Below are 17135 nucleotides of genomic sequence, written 5' to 3' on the forward strand. Positions count from 1 at the left end.
TCTCGCGGCCCGCGGTCGCGGGCGGTCCGGCCACTCTGGCGAGAGCAGGACGGACGGCGCAGGCGTCGCCGGGCGCGCGGTGGACGGGACACCTGTCGGCCGGGCCTGTGGACGGCCAGGACCGGCGCACTCTCCCGGGCCCCGTCGCGCCGGTTCCGAGAGCGGCTGCGCATTCTCTGCCAGAGTGGTGTCGATCTGCGCCGGTCTCGCGCGTCATCGTCACGAGACCTCGACCGAGGTCCTTCGTCCGGGCCGACCGGACGGCGGCACGACGTCAGGAGACGACCATGAGCACCGAGTACGTCATCCTCATCCACGACGACGAGAGCGCGTGGGTGGACCCCTCACCCGAGCTCCGCGCAGCCACCTACGCACGGCACGACGAGTTCGCCCGCCTCTCCGCGGCCGGTGGCCACGAGGTCACGGGTGGCGGCGAGCTGCGCAAGACGTTCACCGCGCGGGTCGTGCGGCCCGGCGCCACGCCGGACCAGGCGCTCGTCACCGACGGACCGTTCGCCGAGCTCGCCGAGCAGGTCGGTGGGTACTACGTCGTCCAGACCGCGGACCTCGACGGCCTCGTGCGCGTCCTCGCGACCGCGTTCGCGGGCAGCCCCGAGACGTTCGAGGTCCGCCCCGTGGTGTCCGAGGAGGAGCACGCGGCCGGGCACGACGCGAGCGCCGACGTGGCCGAGGTCGGCGCATGAGGTTCATGGTGCTGCTGTACGAGGACGAGCAGGTCTGGGCACGGATGCGTGACGCGCACCGCGACGAGTACCTCCGGCGCCACGACGACTTCGCCGCCGCGGTGCGCGCGCGGGGGACGATCGTGGCCGCCGAGGCGCTAACCCCCGTCGCCGCCGCCACGACCCTGCGCCGTGCCGACCAGCGCGTCACGGTGACCGAGGGCCCCTTCGCGGAGACCGTGGAGCACCTCGGCGGCTTCTACCTGGTCGACCTGCCCGACCTCGACGCCGTGGTGGACGCCGTCGCCCTCCTGCCGCCCTACACGGTCGAGGTCCGCCCCGTGGTGGACGTCGACGACCTGTGAGCCCCGAGGAGACTGGGCACACCGCCGACGACGCGCTCGCCGCTGCCTGGCGCGAGCACTGGGCACGGCTCCTCGGTGCCCTCGTGGCCCGCTACCGCCGACCGGACCTCGCCGAGGACGCGCTCGCCGACGCGTTCGCGGCGGCCGCCCGGACCTGGCCGGCGGACGGCGTCCCCGCCAACCCCGCCGGCTGGCTGCGCACCGCTGCCGGCCGGCGGGTCCTGGACCGTCTCCGGGCGGAGGCGGTCGCCCTCCGGAAGGAACCCCTGATGGTCGTCGAGGAGCGTGGTCGGCCCGGATCACCCGATCCTGGCGACGACCGCGACGAGGGCGCGCACGTCCCCGACGAACGTCTGCGGCTCGTCTTCGCGTGCTCCCACCCCGCGCTGGCCCCCGAGGCCCGCGCGGCGCTCACGCTCCGGTTCGTCGCCGGTCTCGGGGTACCCGACATCGCGCGGCTGTTCCTCGTGCCCGAGGCGACCATGGCGGCGCGCATCACGCGGGCCAAGAAGCGCCTCGCGGCGTCGGGCATCCCGTTCGCGGTGCCTGCGCCCGAGCACCTCGACGAACGGCTCGACGTCGTCGCGACGGTGCTCTACCTCGTCTTCACCGCCGGCTACGCGCCCGGGACGGGGCCCGACCTGGTCCGCGTCGAGCTCGCGGGCGAGGCGATCCGCCTGGTCCGTCTCCTCGACGAGCTGCTCCCGGGCCGCCCCGTCGTCCGCGCCCTCCTCGCGCTCCTCGTGCTGCAGCATGCGCGTCGCGACGCGAGGACCGGCCCCGACGGCGCCCTGGTCCTGCTCGCGGACCAGGACCGTTCGCGGTGGCACGCCGACGAGATCGTCGTCGGGCTCGAGGTCCTCTCCTCCGTGCCCGACGACGCTGCCGGGCTCGCGCAGGACTACCTCCTCCAGGCGCGGGTCGCCGCGGAGCACGCCGTCGCACGCACCGCGGGCGACACCGACTGGGCCGCGATCGCGACCCTCTACGCCGCTCTCGAGGACCACACCGGCTCGCCCGTCGTCCGCCTCGCGCGCGCCGTCGCGGTCGCCGAGTCCTCGGGTCCGGAGGCCGGGCTCGCCCTGCTCGACGGGCTCGACGCCGCCCTGCCTCACCACCACCGGCTCCTGGCCGTGCGCGGCGAGCTCCTCGCGCGCTCCGGGCAGGCCGACGCCGCGGTCGCCGCGCTGGAGCTCGCCATCGAGCGGTGCGCCAACGACGTCGAGCGCGCGCACCTCGAGCGCCGTCGCCGGGAGGTCGCCGGCGGGTGAGCCGTGGTTCAGCCGCCGAGGAGACCCGAACCGAGCGAGAGCAGCACGGGCAGCAGGCCCACGAGGACGAACGCCGGCAGGAAGCACGCGCCGAGCGGCAGGACGAGGTGGACGCCGAGCCGGGCCGCGGCGCTCCGCGCGGCCGCCGCACGGTCCTGCCGCAGCGCGTCCCCCGCCGCCCGCAGCGAGCCGACCGGTCCCGCGCCGTGCACCCAGGACGGCCGCAGGGCACGGCGCACCACGTCGAGGCGTCGGGGGACGTCGTCCCACGCGCCGTCCCAGGCCGACCCGAGCACGAGCGCGGCGCTCGCCCGGCGCAGGCACGCGCCGTCGGGCCCGCCGACCGCGGCACCCACGGCGTCGAGGGCCCGCGGCACCGACGCCCCCGCTCGCACCGCCGCGGCGAGGAGCTCGAGGATCACACCGGTCTCGATCGGCGTCTCCCTCGCGGGGCGTCCGGCAGCGCGGTCGGCCGCACGCCGGACCGCGCCGTTCCGCGCGATCCCGCGCGACGCCGCGCCGAGCCCGACGACCCTGCGCTCGGCCGCGGACCGGGCGAGCCACCACGGCGACGACGCGACGAGGACGCAGCCGGCGACGACCAGCGCGAGCCCGCTCACGGCTCCTCTCCCGCGACGCGCGCCCGGTCGACCAGCCGCGCGGACCATGCGCGACCGACGGCGAGCAGCAGGACGCCGAGGAGCAGGGCGCCCGTCCCGACGCCTCCGTCGAGCGCGGTGGCGACCGGGTCCGCACCGAGCACGTAGCCGAGGAGGACGCCCACGGCGGGCAGCCAGAGCAGCACGCGCGTCGTCGCCCGAGGTCCGGCGAGAGCCGCCTCCCGCGCGGCGCGCGACTCGGCCTCGGCGGCGATCGACGCGGCCACCTCGTCCAGCACGGTGGCGAGCGGCGCCCCCACGTCGCCCGCGACGCGGCACGCGGCCACCACCGCCCGGGCCGTGGCGTCGCCGCCCACGTGCGCGGCGAGGTCCGTCGCGCGCGGTGTCCCGGTCGCGTCGACCCGTACGCCGGTCGTGCGCTCCCAGGCCGCCCCGGGCGGCTGGCCCGCACGCAGCAGCGCACCGACCTGGGTCACGACGAGGCGCACGGCGTCCGCCTCCGCCGGGTCGTCCCGACGACTTCCCCGTCGCCGACCACGGCGGTCCGCCCCGCCCGAGCGCCCGCCGACCGCTCGCGCCCCACCCGCGAGCGTGCCGGGCGCGAGGCCGCCTCGCACCGCCACCGACGCACGACGCCCGCCCGGGTCGACGACGCACCACACGGCGAACGCGACGAGCACGCCCACGACGGCCGTCACGCCACGCTCCCCACGTTCGTGCCACGCACGCTCATGCCGACCACCGGCGCACCAGCTCGCCCCACGCCGGACCCGGCCGGGGATCACCGCTGCCGTCCCACGACGCGGCGAGGTCGACGACCAGACCGGTCCGGTCGTCCCGGCGGACGAGCCCGACCTGGGCGAGGAACCGTCGCCGCGCGACCTCGACCCCGCCACGCCGCAGGTGCAGCACGACGTCGAGGCCGCTCGCCGCCTGCGCCGCCACCGCGACGCGGTCCATCCCGGCGAGCGCCGCGAGCGCCTCCAGCCGCGCGGGGATCACCCCGACGTCGTTGGCGTGGAGGGTCGCGAGCCCGCCCTCGTGGCCCGTGTTCAGCGCCATGAGGACCTCACGGACCTCGGCTCCCCGGCACTCGCCGAGCACGATCCGGTCGGGCCGCATGCGCAGCGCGGCGCGGACGAGGTCCGCGAGCTCGACGCCGCCCGCGCCCTCGACGTTCGGGCGGCGCGCGGTGAGCGGCACGACGTGCGGGTGGTCGGGCACGAGCTCCCGGGCCTCCTCGACGCACACGACGCGCTCGTCGTGCGGGACGAGCGCGAGCAGGGCCGCCAGCAGCGTCGTCTTGCCGGTGCCCGTGCCGCCGGAGACGAGCATCGAGGCGCGCCGCGCGACGAGCACCCGCAGCAGCGGCTCCCACGTGGGAGGGACCGTCCCGTGCGCGACGAGCTCGGCCAGGCCGAACCCGCTCGGCCGGAGCACGCGCAGCGAGATGACCGCACCCGCGGCGCACACGGGCGCGACCACGGCGTGCAGGCGGGTCCCGTCGGGAAGGCGCGCGTCCACGACCGGGCTCGCGTCGTCGAGCCGCCCGCCTCCGGCCGCCGCGAGCCGGGCGGCGAGGGCGCGCACGTCGTCCGGACCACCGAGCGAGACCGGCACGCGCTCGAGCCCGGAGCCCCGGTCGACCCACACGTCGTCCGGTCCGTTGACCAGGACGTCGGTGACACCGGTCTCCTCGAGCAGGTGCTGCAGCGGCCCGGCCCCGTAGAGCTCCGCCCGCGCGGCGCGGGTGAGCTCGCGCAGAGCCGTGGAGCCGATCACCCGGCCCGAGGCCCGGAGCGCGTCGGCGAGCCGGGCGTCGACACGACGTGCATCGTCGTGCCCGGTGCCGTCGTGCCCGGTGCCGTCGTGCCCCGCGCTGTCGTCGCCGGGCTCCCGCCCTGCGCGCGCGAGCCGGTCCCGCACGCCGTCGAGCAGGCCCGCGGTCGTGGACGTCATGCCCGCCTCCCCGGCTCGAGGTAGCGCGCTGCGAGCACCCGGCCCGCGCGCTCGACGGGACCGCCCGGGGGGCACGGCCCGTGGCCCCGCTCGACCGCTCCCGCGACCCGGCGGTCCCACCGGACGCTCGCGGCGACGTCGAGGCCGACCGCGTGCGCGACCTCCGCCACGGACAGCCGTCCGGGCGCGGGGTGCCGCACGACGAGCGCGGCCGGACGACCCGCGAGGTGTGCGCCGAGGGCGACCGCTCCGCCGACGGCGGGGACGTCGAGCGGCGTCACGACGAGCACCTCGTCGCACGCGGCGAGCAGCTCGCCGACGGGCCGCCAGAGGGTCGCACGCCCGACGTCGAGCACGACGAGCCCGCCGCGCGGCACGACGTCCTCGGCCAGCGCCGCGACGACGTCCACCACGCTCTCGGGCACGGGACCGCCCTCGGTCGTCGCGCTGACCACCGCCACGTCGGACCAGCGGGGCAGCCTGCCGAGCAGGTCGACGCCGTCGAGGCGGCCTCGCGCGTCGCCCAGGTCGGGCCAGCGCACGCCCGGCTCGTCCTCGACGCCGAGCAGGACGTCGAGCCCGGCACCCGCACCGGCGAGGTCGACGAGGCACGCGGGCGCGCGGCGTCGGACCGCGGCGCGCGCGAGGGCGGCCGCGGCGACGCTGGCTCCTGCCCCTCCCCGCGCCGCGGCGACCCCCACCACCGCACCCGTGCTGCCCACGTGCCCTCCGTCCCGCGTCCGCCCGCCCTGCCCGCCCTGCCTGTGCCCACCGACCTGTCTCCCGGCACCTGCTCCCCGAGCGGTCCCGTTCCGCACACCCTGGGTCCTCGCGGAGCGGTCGCGCGACCGGCCCGGCACGCCCTGTGGACGGCACCCCGGCACGCCGGGCCTGTGGACGGCCACGCTGCGCCGCTAGGCTCACCGCGTGAACTCGCCGACGGACCACTCGCCACCGCGCACCGACGGTCGCGTCGCCGCGTTCTTCGACCTGGACAAGACGATCATCGCGACGTCGTCGGCCGCGGCGTTCTCCCGACCCTTCTTCGCGGGAGGCCTGATCAACCGTGCCGACGTGCTGCGCAGCGCGTACGCGCACTTCCTGTTCATGGTGGGCGGCGCCGACGCCGACCAGACCGAGCGGATGCGCGCCCACCTGTCGAGCCTCGTGACGGGCTGGGACGTCGCGACCGTCTCGCGCATCGTCGAGGAGACCCTGCACGAGCACATCGACCCGGTCGTCTACGCGGAGGCGGTCGAGCTCATCGACTCCCACCACGCGCACGGCCACGACGTCGTCGTCGTGTCGGCGTCGGGGAGCGAGGTGGTCGAACCCATCGCGGCGGTGCTCGGCGCCGACCACGCCATCTCGTCGCGCATGGCGATCGAGGAGGGCCGCTACACAGGCGGGATCGACTTCTACGCCTACGGCGAGAACAAGGCCGCCGCGATCCGCGAGCTCGCCGAGCGTGAGGGCTACGACCTCGGCGCGAGCTACGCCTACTCCGACTCGGTCACCGACGCGCCCATGCTGGCGGAGGTCGGCCACGCGTCCGTGGTGAACCCCGACAGGGCGCTGCGTCGTCTCGCCGCGGAGCACGGCTGGGGCGTCCTCGCGTTCACCAAGCCCGTCGCGCTGCGCTCCCACCTCGCGCCCACGACGCCGGCGCTCGCCGCCGCGGGCCTCGTCACGCTCGCCGTCGTGGGCTGGGTCGTGTGGCGGGCGGTGCGCCGCCGGCGCCGCCACGGGCGCGCGACGGAGGCCTGACCGGACGTCCCGGACCAACCTCGCGAGGCGGGCTCGAACACGGGTAGAACACGCTGTGAGGGTCTGCCCACGGGCTTGCGGACCGGCCGTGGCGGGGCTCTCATGGAGGGACAACAGCATCGCGGAGGTACCCACGCGCAGGTAGTCCACGCGGAGGACTCGCTGACCGGGCGGGACGGCCACGACGGCCCCCCGAAGCCGTTGCAGCGGCTACGAACCGAGCACGCCTTGATAGCCACCGAGATGCTGGCGGGACGGCGCCCGAGAGGGCGCCGTCGTCGTGTCCGTACGTGCCGGCCGCCCGCCGGCGCCTCGGTCCTGGGCCGATACTGGTGCTCATGACCTCTGCGCCGAGCGTGTCCTCCTCCATCACCGTCCGCCTGCAGGTCGAGGCGCGACCCACGGCCGTGAGCGAGCTGACGACGGCGATCGAGCACACGGGCGGCATCGTCTCGGCGCTCGACGTCACGGCGTCCGGGCACGAGCGCATCACCGTCGACGTCACCGTGGCGACCCGCGGCGAGGAGCACGCGGGCGAGATCGTGGCTGCCCTGCGGGGTCTGCCGGGCGTCGTCGTGGAACGGGTCTCGGACCGCACGTTCCTGCTGCACCTCGGCGGCAAGCTGAAGATCGAGTCCAAGGTGCCGATCCGCAACCGCGACGACCTGTCGATGATCTACACGCCGGGGGTCGCGCGCGTGTGCGAGGCCATCGCGGCCAATCCCGACGACGCGCGCCGCCTCACGATCAAGCGCAACACCGTCGCGGTCGTCACCGACGGATCGGCGGTCCTCGGCCTCGGCGACATCGGCCCCCTCGCGTCGCTGCCGGTCATGGAGGGCAAGGCTGCGCTGTTCAAGCGGTTCGCGGACATCGACGCGTTCCCCATCGCGCTCGACACGACCGACGTCGACGAGATCGTGCGGACCGTCAAGGCCATCGCCCCGGTGTTCGCGGGCATCAACCTCGAGGACATCTCGGCGCCGCGCTGCTTCGAGATCGAGGCGCGGCTCCGCGCCGAGCTGGACATCCCGGTGTTCCACGACGACCAGCACGGCACGGCGATCGTGGCGCTCGCGGCACTGACGAACGCCCTCAAGGTCGTGGGCAAGAACCTGTCCGACGTGCGGATCGTGCTGTCGGGCGCGGGCGCGGCGGGCACCGCGGTGCTCAAGCTGCTCCTCGCGGCGGGAGCGCACGACGTCGTGGTCGCCGACGTGGAGGGCGTCGTCCACCCGGGCCGCCCCGGGCTCTCGCCGTCGCTCGCGTGGACCGCGGTGAGCACCAACCCGCGCGGCGTCACGGGCACCCTCAAGGACGCGGTCGTCGACGCCGACGTGTTCGTAGGCGTCTCCGCGCCCGACATCCTGACGGGCGACGACGTCGCGCGCATGGCCCCGGACTCGATCGTCTTCGCGATGGCGAACCCCCGCCCCGAGGTCGACCCGGTCGAGGCGGCGAAGCACGCCGCGATCGTCGGCACCGGCCGGTCGGACTTCGCGAACCAGATCAACAACGTCCTCGCGTTCCCCGGCGTCTTCCGCGGGTTGCTCGACGCGCAGTCGCACGTCATCACCGACCGCATGCTGCTCGCCGCGGCGCGCGCGCTCGCGTCGGCGATCCACGAGGACCAGCTCAACCCGACGTACATCATCCCGAGCGTCTTCAACCCCGAGGTGACCAGCCTGGTCGCCGCCGCCGTGGAGCGGGCGGCGCGGGAGGGGGACGACAGCGAGCCGGCGGCCCTGACCGGCGGCGTCCCGCGCGTCGCCCCTTCCCCCGGCCCGTCCGCCACCACGGCCCCGACCCCCGCCACGGAGGCCTGAGCATGCAGCGCGTCACGACCCGCAACGCCGCGTTCCAGCAGTGGGAGGCGCTGCTGAGCAACCGGACCAAGCGGCACCGCGCCGGCGAGCTGGTCGTCCAGGGCGTGCGCCCGATCACCGTCGCCGTCGAGTCCGGGTGGACGGTCCGCACGTGGCTCGTCGACGCCGACCGGTCGCTGTCGACGTGGGCGCACGCGATGCTCGACCGGGTCCGCGCGCACACCTACGCGGTGTCGACCCCGCTGATGCGCGAGCTCGGCGGCAAGGAGGACGACGCGCCGGAGCTGCTCGCCGTCGTCGAGATGCCGCCGGACGACCTCGCACGGATCGCCGTCGGCGCGGCGGGCACGGACGGCACGCCGGGCACGGCCTTCCTCGGCGTCGTGCTCGACCGCCCGAGCAGCCCCGGCAACGTCGGGACCGTGGCACGCTCGCTCGACGCGTTCGGCGGGAGAGGTCTGGTCGTCGCGGGCCACGCCGCGGACCCGTACGACCCCCGTGCGCTGCGCGCCAGCACCGGGTCGCTGTTCTCCGTGCCCACCGTCCGCGTGCCGTCCGGGCGGGAGGTGCTCGACTGGGTCGCCGCGCAGCGCGCCGCGGGAAACCCGCTCACGCTCGTCGGCACCGACGAGGACGGCGACGTCGAGCTCGCCGAGCACGACCTCACCGGCCCGACCCTGCTGCTCACCGGGAACGAGACGACCGGGCTCAGCGCGGGCTGGCGCGAGGCGTGCGACGTCATGGTGAGCATCCCCATGGGTGGCTCGGCGAGCTCGCTGAACGCCGCGAGCGCCACGACGGTCGTGCTGTACGAGGCCGTGCGCCAGCGCCGCGCGCGCTGACGCCCCGAGCGCCTTCGCGCACGTCGCCGCGGATTTGCGAGCGTCCCCGCCAAATAGCGGTCACGTGTGACCGTGCTCACGGGGACGGGTCTAGACTCCCCAGGGTCGGGGCCCGTCGCGGCGGGCGCCCGGCCGCCGCGCGCCCGCCGCCGCACCCCGGCAGCCCGCGCAACGCGCCGCACCAGAGTCGATGCGCACCGGAGGTCAGCGTGCCAGAGAACGAGTCCGACGCCGCAGCAGCGGCCGCCACACCCAGCCTGGAGAACCTTCTCCACGAGACCCGGAGCTTCGCGCCGAGCCCTGAGCTCGCCGCGCAGGCGAACGCGCAGCCCGGGATCTACGAGGAGGCCGCTGCCGACCGGCTCGCGTTCTGGGCGGAGCAGGCGAGAGACCTCGTCGCGTGGCGCACGCCGTTCACCGAGACCCTCGACTGGTCCCAGGCCCCCGTCGCGCGGTGGTTCGCCGACGGCACGCTCAACGCCGCGTACAACGCGGTCGACCGCCACGTCGAGGCCGGCCTGGGCGACCGCGTCGCGCTCCACTTCGAGGGCGAGCCGGGCGACACGCGCACGGTCACGTACGCCGAGCTCCAGCGCGAGGTGTCGCGCGCAGCCAACGCGCTCGCGGCGCTCGGCGTGACGACCGGCGACAGGGTCGTCATCTACCTGCCGATGATCGTCGAGGCCGTCGTCGCGATGCTCGCGTGCGCGCGCATCGGAGCCCCGCACTCCGTCGTGTTCGGCGGGTTCTCCGCCGACGCGCTGCGCAGCCGCATCGCCGACGCCGAGGCGACGCTCGTCGTCACGGCCGACGGCGGCTACCGCCGCGGGTCCGCGTCGGCGCTCAAGCCGGCGGTCGACGACGCGCTCGCTCCCAAGGAGGGCGCTCCCGCCACGACCGTGCAGCACGTGCTCGTCGTGCGCCGCACCGGCCAGGACACCGCGTGGACCGAGGGCCGCGACGTCTGGTGGCACGACGCGCTCGAGTCAGCCGACACGACGCACGAGCCCGTGTGGGTCGAGGCCGAGCACCCGCTGTTCATCCTCTACACGTCCGGCACCACGGGGAAGCCCAAGGGCATCCTCCACACGACCGGCGGGTACCTCACGCAGACGGCGTTCACGCACAAGAACGTCTTCGACCTCAAGCCCGAGACCGACGTCTACTGGTGCACCGCCGACGTCGGCTGGGTCACCGGCCACTCGTACGTCGTCTACGGGCCGCTGCTCAACGGCGCGACCCAGGTCATCTACGAGGGCACGCCCGACACCCCGCACCAGGGCCGCTGGTGGGAGCTCGTCGAGAAGTACGGCGTGTCGATCCTCTACACCGCGCCCACCGCGATCCGCGCGTGCATGAAGTGGGGCGCGAAGATCCCCGCGAAGTTCGACCTGTCGTCCCTGCGCGTGCTCGGGTCGGTCGGCGAGCCCATCAACCCCGAGGCGTGGATGTGGTACCGCCGCGTGATCGGCGGCGACCGCACCCCCATCGTCGACACGTGGTGGCAGACCGAGACCGGCGCGATCATGATCTCGCCGCTCCCCGGCGTCACGGCCGCGAAGCCCGGCTCCGCGCAGGTGCCCCTCCCCGGGATCTCCGCGACCGTCGTCGACGACGAGGCGCACGAGGTCCCGAACGGTGGCGGCGGGTACCTCGTCGTCTCCGAGCCGTGGCCGTCGATGCTGCGCGGCATCTGGGGCGACCTCGAGCGCTTCAAGGACACCTACTGGTCGCGGTTCCCCGGCATCTACTTCGCCGGTGACGGCGCGAAGAAGGACGAGGACGGCGACATCTGGCTCCTCGGCCGCGTCGACGACGTCATGAACGTCTCCGGCCACCGCCTGTCGACCACGGAGATCGAGTCGGCGCTCGTGTCGAACGACCTCGTCGCCGAGGCCGCCGTCGTGGGCGCGTCCGACGACCTGACCGGCCAGGCCGTCGTCGCGTTCGTCATCCTGCGCGGCGAGCACGCGGAGCGGGCCGCCGACGAGGAGGGAGCCGCGGCGGTGCAGGCCGAGCTGCGCAACCACGTGGCCAAGGAGATCGGCCCGATCGCGAAGCCCAAGAGGATCCTCGTCGTCGCCGAGCTGCCGAAGACGCGCTCGGGCAAGATCATGCGGCGCCTCCTGCGCGACGTCGCGGAGAACCGGGCCGTCGGTGACGCCACGACGCTCGCGGACTCCTCCGTCATGGACCTCATCACGACGGGTCTGCAGAAGCCGCAGTCGTCGGAGGACTGACCGGCCTCGCGCCGAGCACGACATGAGGGTCGTCATCCGCTGGATGGCGACCCTCAGGTCGTGCTCGGCAGCGGGTGGGTGTCGTGCTCACCGCGTGGTCCCACGGGTCCCGGTCTCGCCTAATCGGTTCAGTCCGCGCCCGACGCCGGTCGGTCGGCCCACGATGTCGGGGCACGCCGACCCGGGCGTGCGTCGCCGACAGAGACGAGGACGTCCGATGAGCCGCTCCGCTCCCCTGCCAGACGCCGCCCCCCGCCCGCCGGGGTCAGGTCGGCTCGCCCCGGTCGTGGCGGCCCTGACCACCGCCGCTCTGCTCGCGACGACCGCGGCCGTGGCGACCGCGACGGCGCGGTCCGCCGCCGCCGCGGAGGCCGACGTGCCGCCCGGCATCCACGTGGTCGACGGCCGGATCGCCGAGGCCGACGGCACGGATCTCGTGCTGCGCGGCGTGAACCACGCGCACACCTGGTACACGCACACGACCGACTCGTTCGCCGACATCAAGGCCGCGGGCGCGAACTCGGTTCGCGTCGTGCTGTCCAGCGGCGACCAGTGGACGCGCAACACCCCGGAGGACGTCGCGAACGTCGTCGACCTGTGCGAGGAGAACCGCCTCGTCTGCATCCTCGAGGTGCACGACACGACGGGCTACGGCGACCAGTACGCGCCGGCAGCCGGGACGCTCGACCAGGCCGTCGACTACTGGGAGGACCTGTACCCGACGCTCGCCGGGACCGAGGACTTCGTCATGGTCAACATCGGGAACGAACCGTTCGGCAACGACGCGACCGTGAACCAGCGGTGGGCCCCGGAGACGTCCGACGCGATCCAGCGCCTGCGCACCATCGGGTACGAGCACGCGATCGTGGTCGACGCCCCGAACTGGGGGCAGGACTGGACGAACATCATGCGCGCGGAGGCGGCCGGCGTGTTCGCGGCCGACCCAGACGCCAACACGGTCTTCTCCATCCACATGTACGGCGTGTACGCGGACCCCGCGACGGTCACGAGCTACCTCGAGCACTTCGTGGACGCCGGGCTGCCGATCATGGTCGGCGAGTTCGGCTGGAGGCAGACGTCGTCCGACGTGGACGAGGACGTCGTCCTCGCCGAGGCCGCGCGGCTCGACCTCGGCTGGCTCGCGTGGTCCTGGAGCGGCAACACCGACCCGTACCTCGACATGGTCCTCGGCTTCGACCCGGCGACCCCGAGCGCGTGGGGGACACGCATCATCGACGGACCGCAGGGCCTGCGGGAGACGGCGGTCGAGGCGTCCTGGTTCGACGGCCCGACCGACCCGACCGATCCGACCGACCCGACGGATCCGACCGACCCGACCGACCCGCCGGCCGACGACGTGTGCACCGCGACGGTGCGGGTCGCGGGCTCGTGGCCGGGCGGCTGGCAGGGCGAGCTCGTCGTGACGGCCGGCGACGAGGCGATCGACGACTGGACCGCGACGTTCGCCCTCCCGGCCGGCGTGACCGTGGCCCAGCTCTGGGGCGGCGTGCACACCACCACCGCCGCCGGCGTCCAGGTGACGAACGCCGCGTGGAACGGCTCGCTCGCCGCGGGCGGCTCGGCCACGGCCGGGTTCATCGGCACGGGCACGGCGCCGAGCACGGCCCCCGAGGTCGCCTGCACCTCGGGCTGACGCGCTCGACCTGCCGAGCCCCGGGTCGTGCGCCGATCAGCGTCGTCTGAGGCGCACGACCCGGGGTTCGGCGTGCTGGACGGCGGAGATGCCGTCGGCGTTCGCGCCGAGCGACCGGGGAGACCCGCAGAGGTCGACGGCGTCGCGGACTACCCTCACGAGGTGGCCCTCTCCGACCGCGCCCTCCTGCTCGAGCAGCTCGACCTGCGCACCGACTGCTCGCGCTGCACGGGCCTGTGCTGCGTCGCGCTGACGCTCACGCGCTCGGCGGACTTCGCGATCGACAAGCCCGCCGGCGAGCCGTGCCCCAACCTCCGCGAGGACTTCGGGTGCGCCATCCACGCCCGGCTCCGGTCGTCCGGGTTCCCCGGCTGCACGGCGTACGACTGCCTCGGCGCGGGCCAGCGCGTCACGGCGGTCGTCCGCGCCGCGCACGGCGGCGCGACGTGGCGCGACGACCCTGCGGCCGCGCGCGACGCGTTCGCCGCGCTCCCCGTCGTGACCCAGGTCCACGAGCTCCTCTGGTACCTCAGCGAGGTCCTCGCCCACCCCGACGCCGCCCCTGTGCACGACGACGTCCGCACGGCCCTCGACGGGACCTCGCCACTCGCGGACCTCGCCCCCGCAGACCTGCTCGCGCTCGACGTCGACGCGGTACGCCGTCGGGTCGGCCCGGTGATCGACCGGGCGAGCGCGCTGGTGCGTGGTGCTGCCGCCGGTCGTCGTCCCGCCGCCACCCGCGAACGTCCCTCCGCCACGCGAACTCGTCCTTCCGGCACCGGCACCGGCACCCATGCCGCACCGAGCACGTCACGTCCCGCGGCGACCGTGCGCCGTCGGCTGCGACCGGGAGCGGACCTCGTCGGCGCGCAGCTCCGAGGCCTCGACCTCACCGGTGCCGACCTGCGGGGCGCCCTGCTGCTCGGCGCCGACCTGCGGGGGGCGGACCTCGCCGCCGTCGACCTGCTGGGCGCGGACCTGCGGGGCGCGGACGTCCGTGGCGCCGACCTCTCCCGCGCGCTCTTCGTGCTCCCGGCCCAGGTCGGCGCGGCGCAGGGCGACCCCGCGACCCGGCTCCCGGCTGTGCTCGACCACCCGTCGCACTGGACCTGAGCGCGACCGTCCGGTACCTGGTGCGCGGATCAGCAGCGCGAGCCGACGACGGCGAGCACCGGGTGCCCACCACCGCACGTCCTGCCGAAGGGTCGCGCCTCAGCGTCGCCCCGCGTCGCCGGTCCGCTCCACCCTGCCGAGCCTGAGCGCGGCGGGCACGGCGACGACGAGGAACGCCACGAGGATCGCCGCCGCACCCCAGGCGAGCGCCGAGTACGACCACAGCGCGATCACCCCGCCCGCGAGGAGCCCGCCGAGGGCGCCCCCGGCGTTCATCGAGAGGTCGGAGACGCCCTGCACGGCCGTGCGCGACGACGCGGGCGTCGCGTCCACCAGCAGCGCCGATCCGGCGACGAGACCGCACGACCACCCGATGCCCAGCAGCACGAGCCCGACGGTCAGCCGCGCCGAGTCGTCGCTCGGCGCCCCCGCCACGACGACGGCCGCCGCGAGCAGCACCACGCCGCCGACCACCAGGACGCGCGCGTGGCCGACACGGTCCGCGAGCCACCCGATCACCGGGCTGAGCGCGTACATCCCGGCGATGTGGGCGCTGATGACGAGCCCGACGACCTGGAGCGTCGCCCCGCCGTGGTTCATGTGCACGGGCGTCATCGACATGAGCCCGACCATCACGAGGTGGCTCACGACCACCGCTCCGAGCGCGAGCCGGGCCGCTCCCGACGACCGCACCACGTCCCACCCGGCCCGGATCCCGCCCGCGGCTCGTCCCGTCGCCGGTCCTGCTGCTGTCCCGGGCGCGGGCGCCGCTGCCACGGCCGGCGGCACGGTCGGCGGCACGGTCGGCGGCACCGTGCCCGACGGCGCACGGGCCGCGGCGGCGACGTGCAGCGGGTCCGGGCGCAACCACACCCACACGACGAGCGCTGCGGCGACGAACGCGACGGTCGCGAGGAGATAGGGCGCGGCGGTCGGCCCGGCGTCGCCCGCCACCTCGGCGGCGGTGTGGCCCGCGTGGTCCGAGGTCGTGGCGGCGCCGGAGCCGACACGGTCGGCGAGACCGCCGAGCGTCGGCCCGAGGACCGAGCCGATCGTCGTCGCCCACACCACGACCGACAGGTCCGTCGCCCGGCGCTCCGGCGTCGCGAGGTCGGTCGCGGCGAACCGCGACGCGAGGCCCGCCGCGGAGCCCGCGCCGAACAGGACCATCGCGACGACGAGCGCAGGCCACGACCCGAGCCACGTCGCGACCGCGGCCCCGAGGGCCCCGACCGCGGCGAGCCCGAAGCCGCTGGTGAGCGAGCGCCGTCGGCCGTGCCGCGCGGCCAGGCGCGCGAGGGGCAGCGCCACGGCCGCCGCACCCACGACGGCCGCGGTCTGCGTGAGGCCCGCCACGGCATCGGACCCGGACAGCTCGGACGCGATGAGCGAGCTCACCGCGATCCCCGTCGCGACGCCGACGCCGGCGAGCACCTGGCTCGCGGCGAGGGTCGCGACCGTCCGGCGCTGGGTGCGGGCGATGTCGGGGCTCGTCGTCACGTGGCGACACTAGGTGCCGGGCGGCCCGGGTGCGAGCACCGGCCCGGGCCGCCGGTCGACCTCGGTCGTCAGCCCGCCGTCACGTCGTGGTCGGTGAAACGGTCCGTGAAGAGGTCCCCGGCCGCGACGTCGCCCAGGTCGCTCCCCTCGCCGGCGAGCACCTCGACGAGGTCCGCGACGAACGCGTCGACCCGCGCCATGTCGTACGTGCTGACGGACCCGTCGTCCTCCGGAGCGAGCAGACCCTCGTCGACGAGCGTCTCCGCGCTGTACGCAGCCTCGCCCGCGGAGTACGGCGAGTAGGAGCCGTCCTGCTCGACGACGCCCACGATGATCTCGTTCACCGCGTCCGGCGAGGCGGCGTAGTCGGCGTTGGCCTGCTGGATCATCGGCACGAGCAGCTCGAGGCACGGCGCGAGCTCGTCGAGCCGGTCCGCGCGGACGGACACGTTGGACGCGTACACGTCGTACCCGGCGTCCTTGACGTAGGCGAACCCGACGGGCTTCGCCCACGCCGGGGTCTCGTGCTCGTAGGTGTACGGCTCCGAGTTGCCGAAGCCCTGCTGGACGACGGTCGGGTCGCCCACGAACCGTGCAGGGTTGCCGTCGTAGCTCGTGTCGACCTGGTCGGCGTCGAGGAGGTCGTGCGCGACCATCCACGCGGGGTAGATCTGGTCCGCGGAGACGACCACCGGGGCGCCCGAGGCCTGCACGTCCTCGATGCCGGTGAGCTCCGGGTGGGACTCGGGGTCCCACATGAGGATCGCCGGGCTGTGCTTGAGCAGCGGCGCGACCCCGACGACGGGCGCCTCGGCCGCCGCCGCGACGAGCTGGTCGCCGTGCACGAGCCCCACGGTGATCGCGTCGTCGACGTACATCTGCGACGGCACGGACTGGAACCCGATCGCCGGGCCGCCGGCGCGCAGCGTGAGCGCCACGCCGGTGTCCTCGCCGCCGGAGACGAGCGGGCCGGTGACCGAGTGCTGCTCGGCGTCGACCGTCCACCCGTCGCCGAGCAGCCCGAACACGCCGCCCTGGTCGGACTGCGGCTGCCACTGGAGCTGGACGACGACCTCGTCCGGGCACGTCCCGGCGAGGACGCCGTCGCCGGACGCGGCGGCCGTACCGGACGCGTCGGCCGCGGAGCCCGGCTCGGTGGCGTCGCCGCACGCGGACAGGACGAGGAGACCGACGACGGCGACCGGCAGCGTGCCGAGGCGCGTGCGGGAACGACGTGGGGGAACGGTGCGGGCGGTGCGGGGCGTGACCATGGTGGCGCTCGCTCTCTGACGGGG

At 75.3% G+C, this 17135-nt stretch carries 15 protein-coding genes; 9 read left to right on the forward strand and 6 right to left on the reverse strand.

All coding sequences use genetic code 11. The features are described from left to right. The first annotated feature begins 287 nt into the window (after nt 1–287). The 3 genes from NFS20_RS14145 to NFS20_RS14155 are packed head-to-tail and all read left to right on the forward strand — an operon-like array spanning nt 288 to nt 2319. Nucleotides 288–704 carry a YciI family protein gene (locus NFS20_RS14145; protein WP_251152435.1) on the forward strand — a complete coding sequence of 139 codons (417 nt, stop codon included), beginning with the start codon at nt 288–290 and terminating at the stop codon, nt 702–704. Further along, the gene (locus tag NFS20_RS14150; protein WP_251152436.1) at nt 701–1048 is read left to right on the forward strand and encodes a YciI family protein; all 348 of its coding nucleotides are present in this window, start codon (nt 701–703) and stop codon (nt 1046–1048) included. Before NFS20_RS14145 ends, NFS20_RS14150 begins: the two co-directional genes overlap by 4 nt. Then, nucleotides 1045–2319, forward strand: coding sequence for an RNA polymerase sigma factor (locus NFS20_RS14155; protein WP_251152437.1), 1275 nt, complete (start codon nt 1045–1047; stop codon nt 2317–2319). Before NFS20_RS14150 ends, NFS20_RS14155 begins: the two co-directional genes overlap by 4 nt. A gap of 8 nt (nt 2320–2327) precedes the next feature. Here NFS20_RS14155 and NFS20_RS14160 read toward each other — a convergent pair whose 3' ends face one another. Genes NFS20_RS14160 through NFS20_RS14175 form a run of 4 tightly spaced genes read right to left on the reverse strand, consistent with a single transcriptional unit; the run spans nt 2328 to nt 5620 of the window. Then, nucleotides 2328–2939, reverse strand: a complete 612-nt coding sequence (locus tag NFS20_RS14160; RefSeq protein WP_251152438.1) for a type II secretion system F family protein — start codon at nt 2937–2939, stop codon at nt 2328–2330. Continuing rightward, a complete protein-coding gene (locus NFS20_RS14165; RefSeq protein ID WP_251152439.1) occupies nt 2936–3637 on the reverse strand; it encodes a type II secretion system F family protein in 702 nt (233 codons plus the stop codon). Before NFS20_RS14165 ends, NFS20_RS14160 begins: the two co-directional genes overlap by 4 nt. Nucleotides 3638–3668: 31 nt before the next feature. Next, entirely contained in the window at nt 3669–4898 is a 1230-nt protein-coding gene (locus tag NFS20_RS14170; RefSeq protein WP_251152440.1) for a TadA family conjugal transfer-associated ATPase, read from the reverse strand. Next, a complete protein-coding gene (locus NFS20_RS14175) occupies nt 4895–5620 on the reverse strand; it encodes a CpaE-like family protein (RefSeq protein ID WP_251152441.1) in 726 nt (241 codons plus the stop codon). The genes NFS20_RS14170 and NFS20_RS14175 overlap by 4 nt, the downstream gene beginning before the upstream one ends. Before the next feature lie 205 nt (nt 5621–5825). Here NFS20_RS14175 and NFS20_RS14180 point away from each other — a divergent pair, with 205 nt between their 5' ends. The 6 genes from NFS20_RS14180 (at nt 5826) to NFS20_RS14205 (ending at nt 14340) form a co-directional block, all read left to right on the forward strand. Continuing rightward, nucleotides 5826–6665, forward strand: a complete 840-nt coding sequence (locus NFS20_RS14180) for an HAD family hydrolase (RefSeq protein WP_251152442.1) — start codon at nt 5826–5828, stop codon at nt 6663–6665. A 338-nt stretch (nt 6666–7003) separates the two neighbouring features. Continuing rightward, the gene (locus tag NFS20_RS14185) at nt 7004–8491 is read left to right on the forward strand and encodes an NAD-dependent malic enzyme (protein WP_251152443.1); all 1488 of its coding nucleotides are present in this window, start codon (nt 7004–7006) and stop codon (nt 8489–8491) included. A 2-nt stretch (nt 8492–8493) separates the two neighbouring features. Next, nucleotides 8494–9333 (forward strand): TrmH family RNA methyltransferase, encoded by an 840-nt coding sequence (locus NFS20_RS14190; RefSeq protein ID WP_251152444.1) that lies wholly within the window; start codon nt 8494–8496, stop codon nt 9331–9333. Between the two features lie 209 nt (nt 9334–9542). Beyond that, complete coding sequence (acs, locus tag NFS20_RS14195) at nt 9543–11573, forward strand: acetate--CoA ligase (RefSeq protein ID WP_251152445.1); 2031 nt, start codon at nt 9543–9545, stop codon at nt 11571–11573. 217 nt (nt 11574–11790) lie between these two features. Next, a complete protein-coding gene (locus tag NFS20_RS14200) occupies nt 11791–13227 on the forward strand; it encodes a cellulase family glycosylhydrolase (protein ID WP_251152446.1) in 1437 nt (478 codons plus the stop codon). A gap of 162 nt (nt 13228–13389) precedes the next feature. Further along, complete coding sequence (locus tag NFS20_RS14205; RefSeq protein WP_251152447.1) at nt 13390–14340, forward strand: pentapeptide repeat-containing protein; 951 nt, start codon at nt 13390–13392, stop codon at nt 14338–14340. Between the two features lie 99 nt (nt 14341–14439). Here the strand turns inward: NFS20_RS14205 and NFS20_RS14210 are convergent, their stop codons facing one another. Next, the gene (locus NFS20_RS14210) at nt 14440–15840 is read right to left on the reverse strand and encodes an MFS transporter (RefSeq protein ID WP_251152448.1); all 1401 of its coding nucleotides are present in this window, start codon (nt 15838–15840) and stop codon (nt 14440–14442) included. Between the two features lie 68 nt (nt 15841–15908). Continuing rightward, nucleotides 15909–17111, reverse strand: coding sequence for a hypothetical protein (locus NFS20_RS14215; protein ID WP_251152449.1), 1203 nt, complete (start codon nt 17109–17111; stop codon nt 15909–15911). Nucleotides 17112–17135 lie beyond the last annotated feature (24 nt).

Source organism: Cellulosimicrobium sp. Marseille-Q4280, assembly GCF_943181405.1.
Classification (GTDB): Bacteria; Actinomycetota; Actinomycetes; order Actinomycetales; family Cellulomonadaceae; genus Cellulosimicrobium.

Excerpts from the sequence above, each read along its gene's own strand:
- NFS20_RS14145 (WP_251152435.1), top strand. The coding sequence starts at position 288 with ATGAGCACCGAGTACGTCATCCTCATCCACGACGACGAGAGCGCGTGG.
- NFS20_RS14150 (WP_251152436.1), top strand. The coding sequence starts at position 701 with ATGAGGTTCATGGTGCTGCTGTACGAGGACGAGCAGGTCTGGGCACGG.
- NFS20_RS14170 (WP_251152440.1), bottom strand. The coding sequence starts at position 4,898 with ATGACGTCCACGACCGCGGGCCTGCTCGACGGCGTGCGGGACCGGCTC.
- NFS20_RS14185 (WP_251152443.1), top strand. The coding sequence starts at position 7,004 with ATGACCTCTGCGCCGAGCGTGTCCTCCTCCATCACCGTCCGCCTGCAG.
- NFS20_RS14190 (WP_251152444.1), top strand. The coding sequence starts at position 8,494 with ATGCAGCGCGTCACGACCCGCAACGCCGCGTTCCAGCAGTGGGAGGCG.
- NFS20_RS14200 (WP_251152446.1), top strand. The coding sequence starts at position 11,791 with ATGAGCCGCTCCGCTCCCCTGCCAGACGCCGCCCCCCGCCCGCCGGGG.
- NFS20_RS14215 (WP_251152449.1), bottom strand. The coding sequence starts at position 17,111 with ATGGTCACGCCCCGCACCGCCCGCACCGTTCCCCCACGTCGTTCCCGC.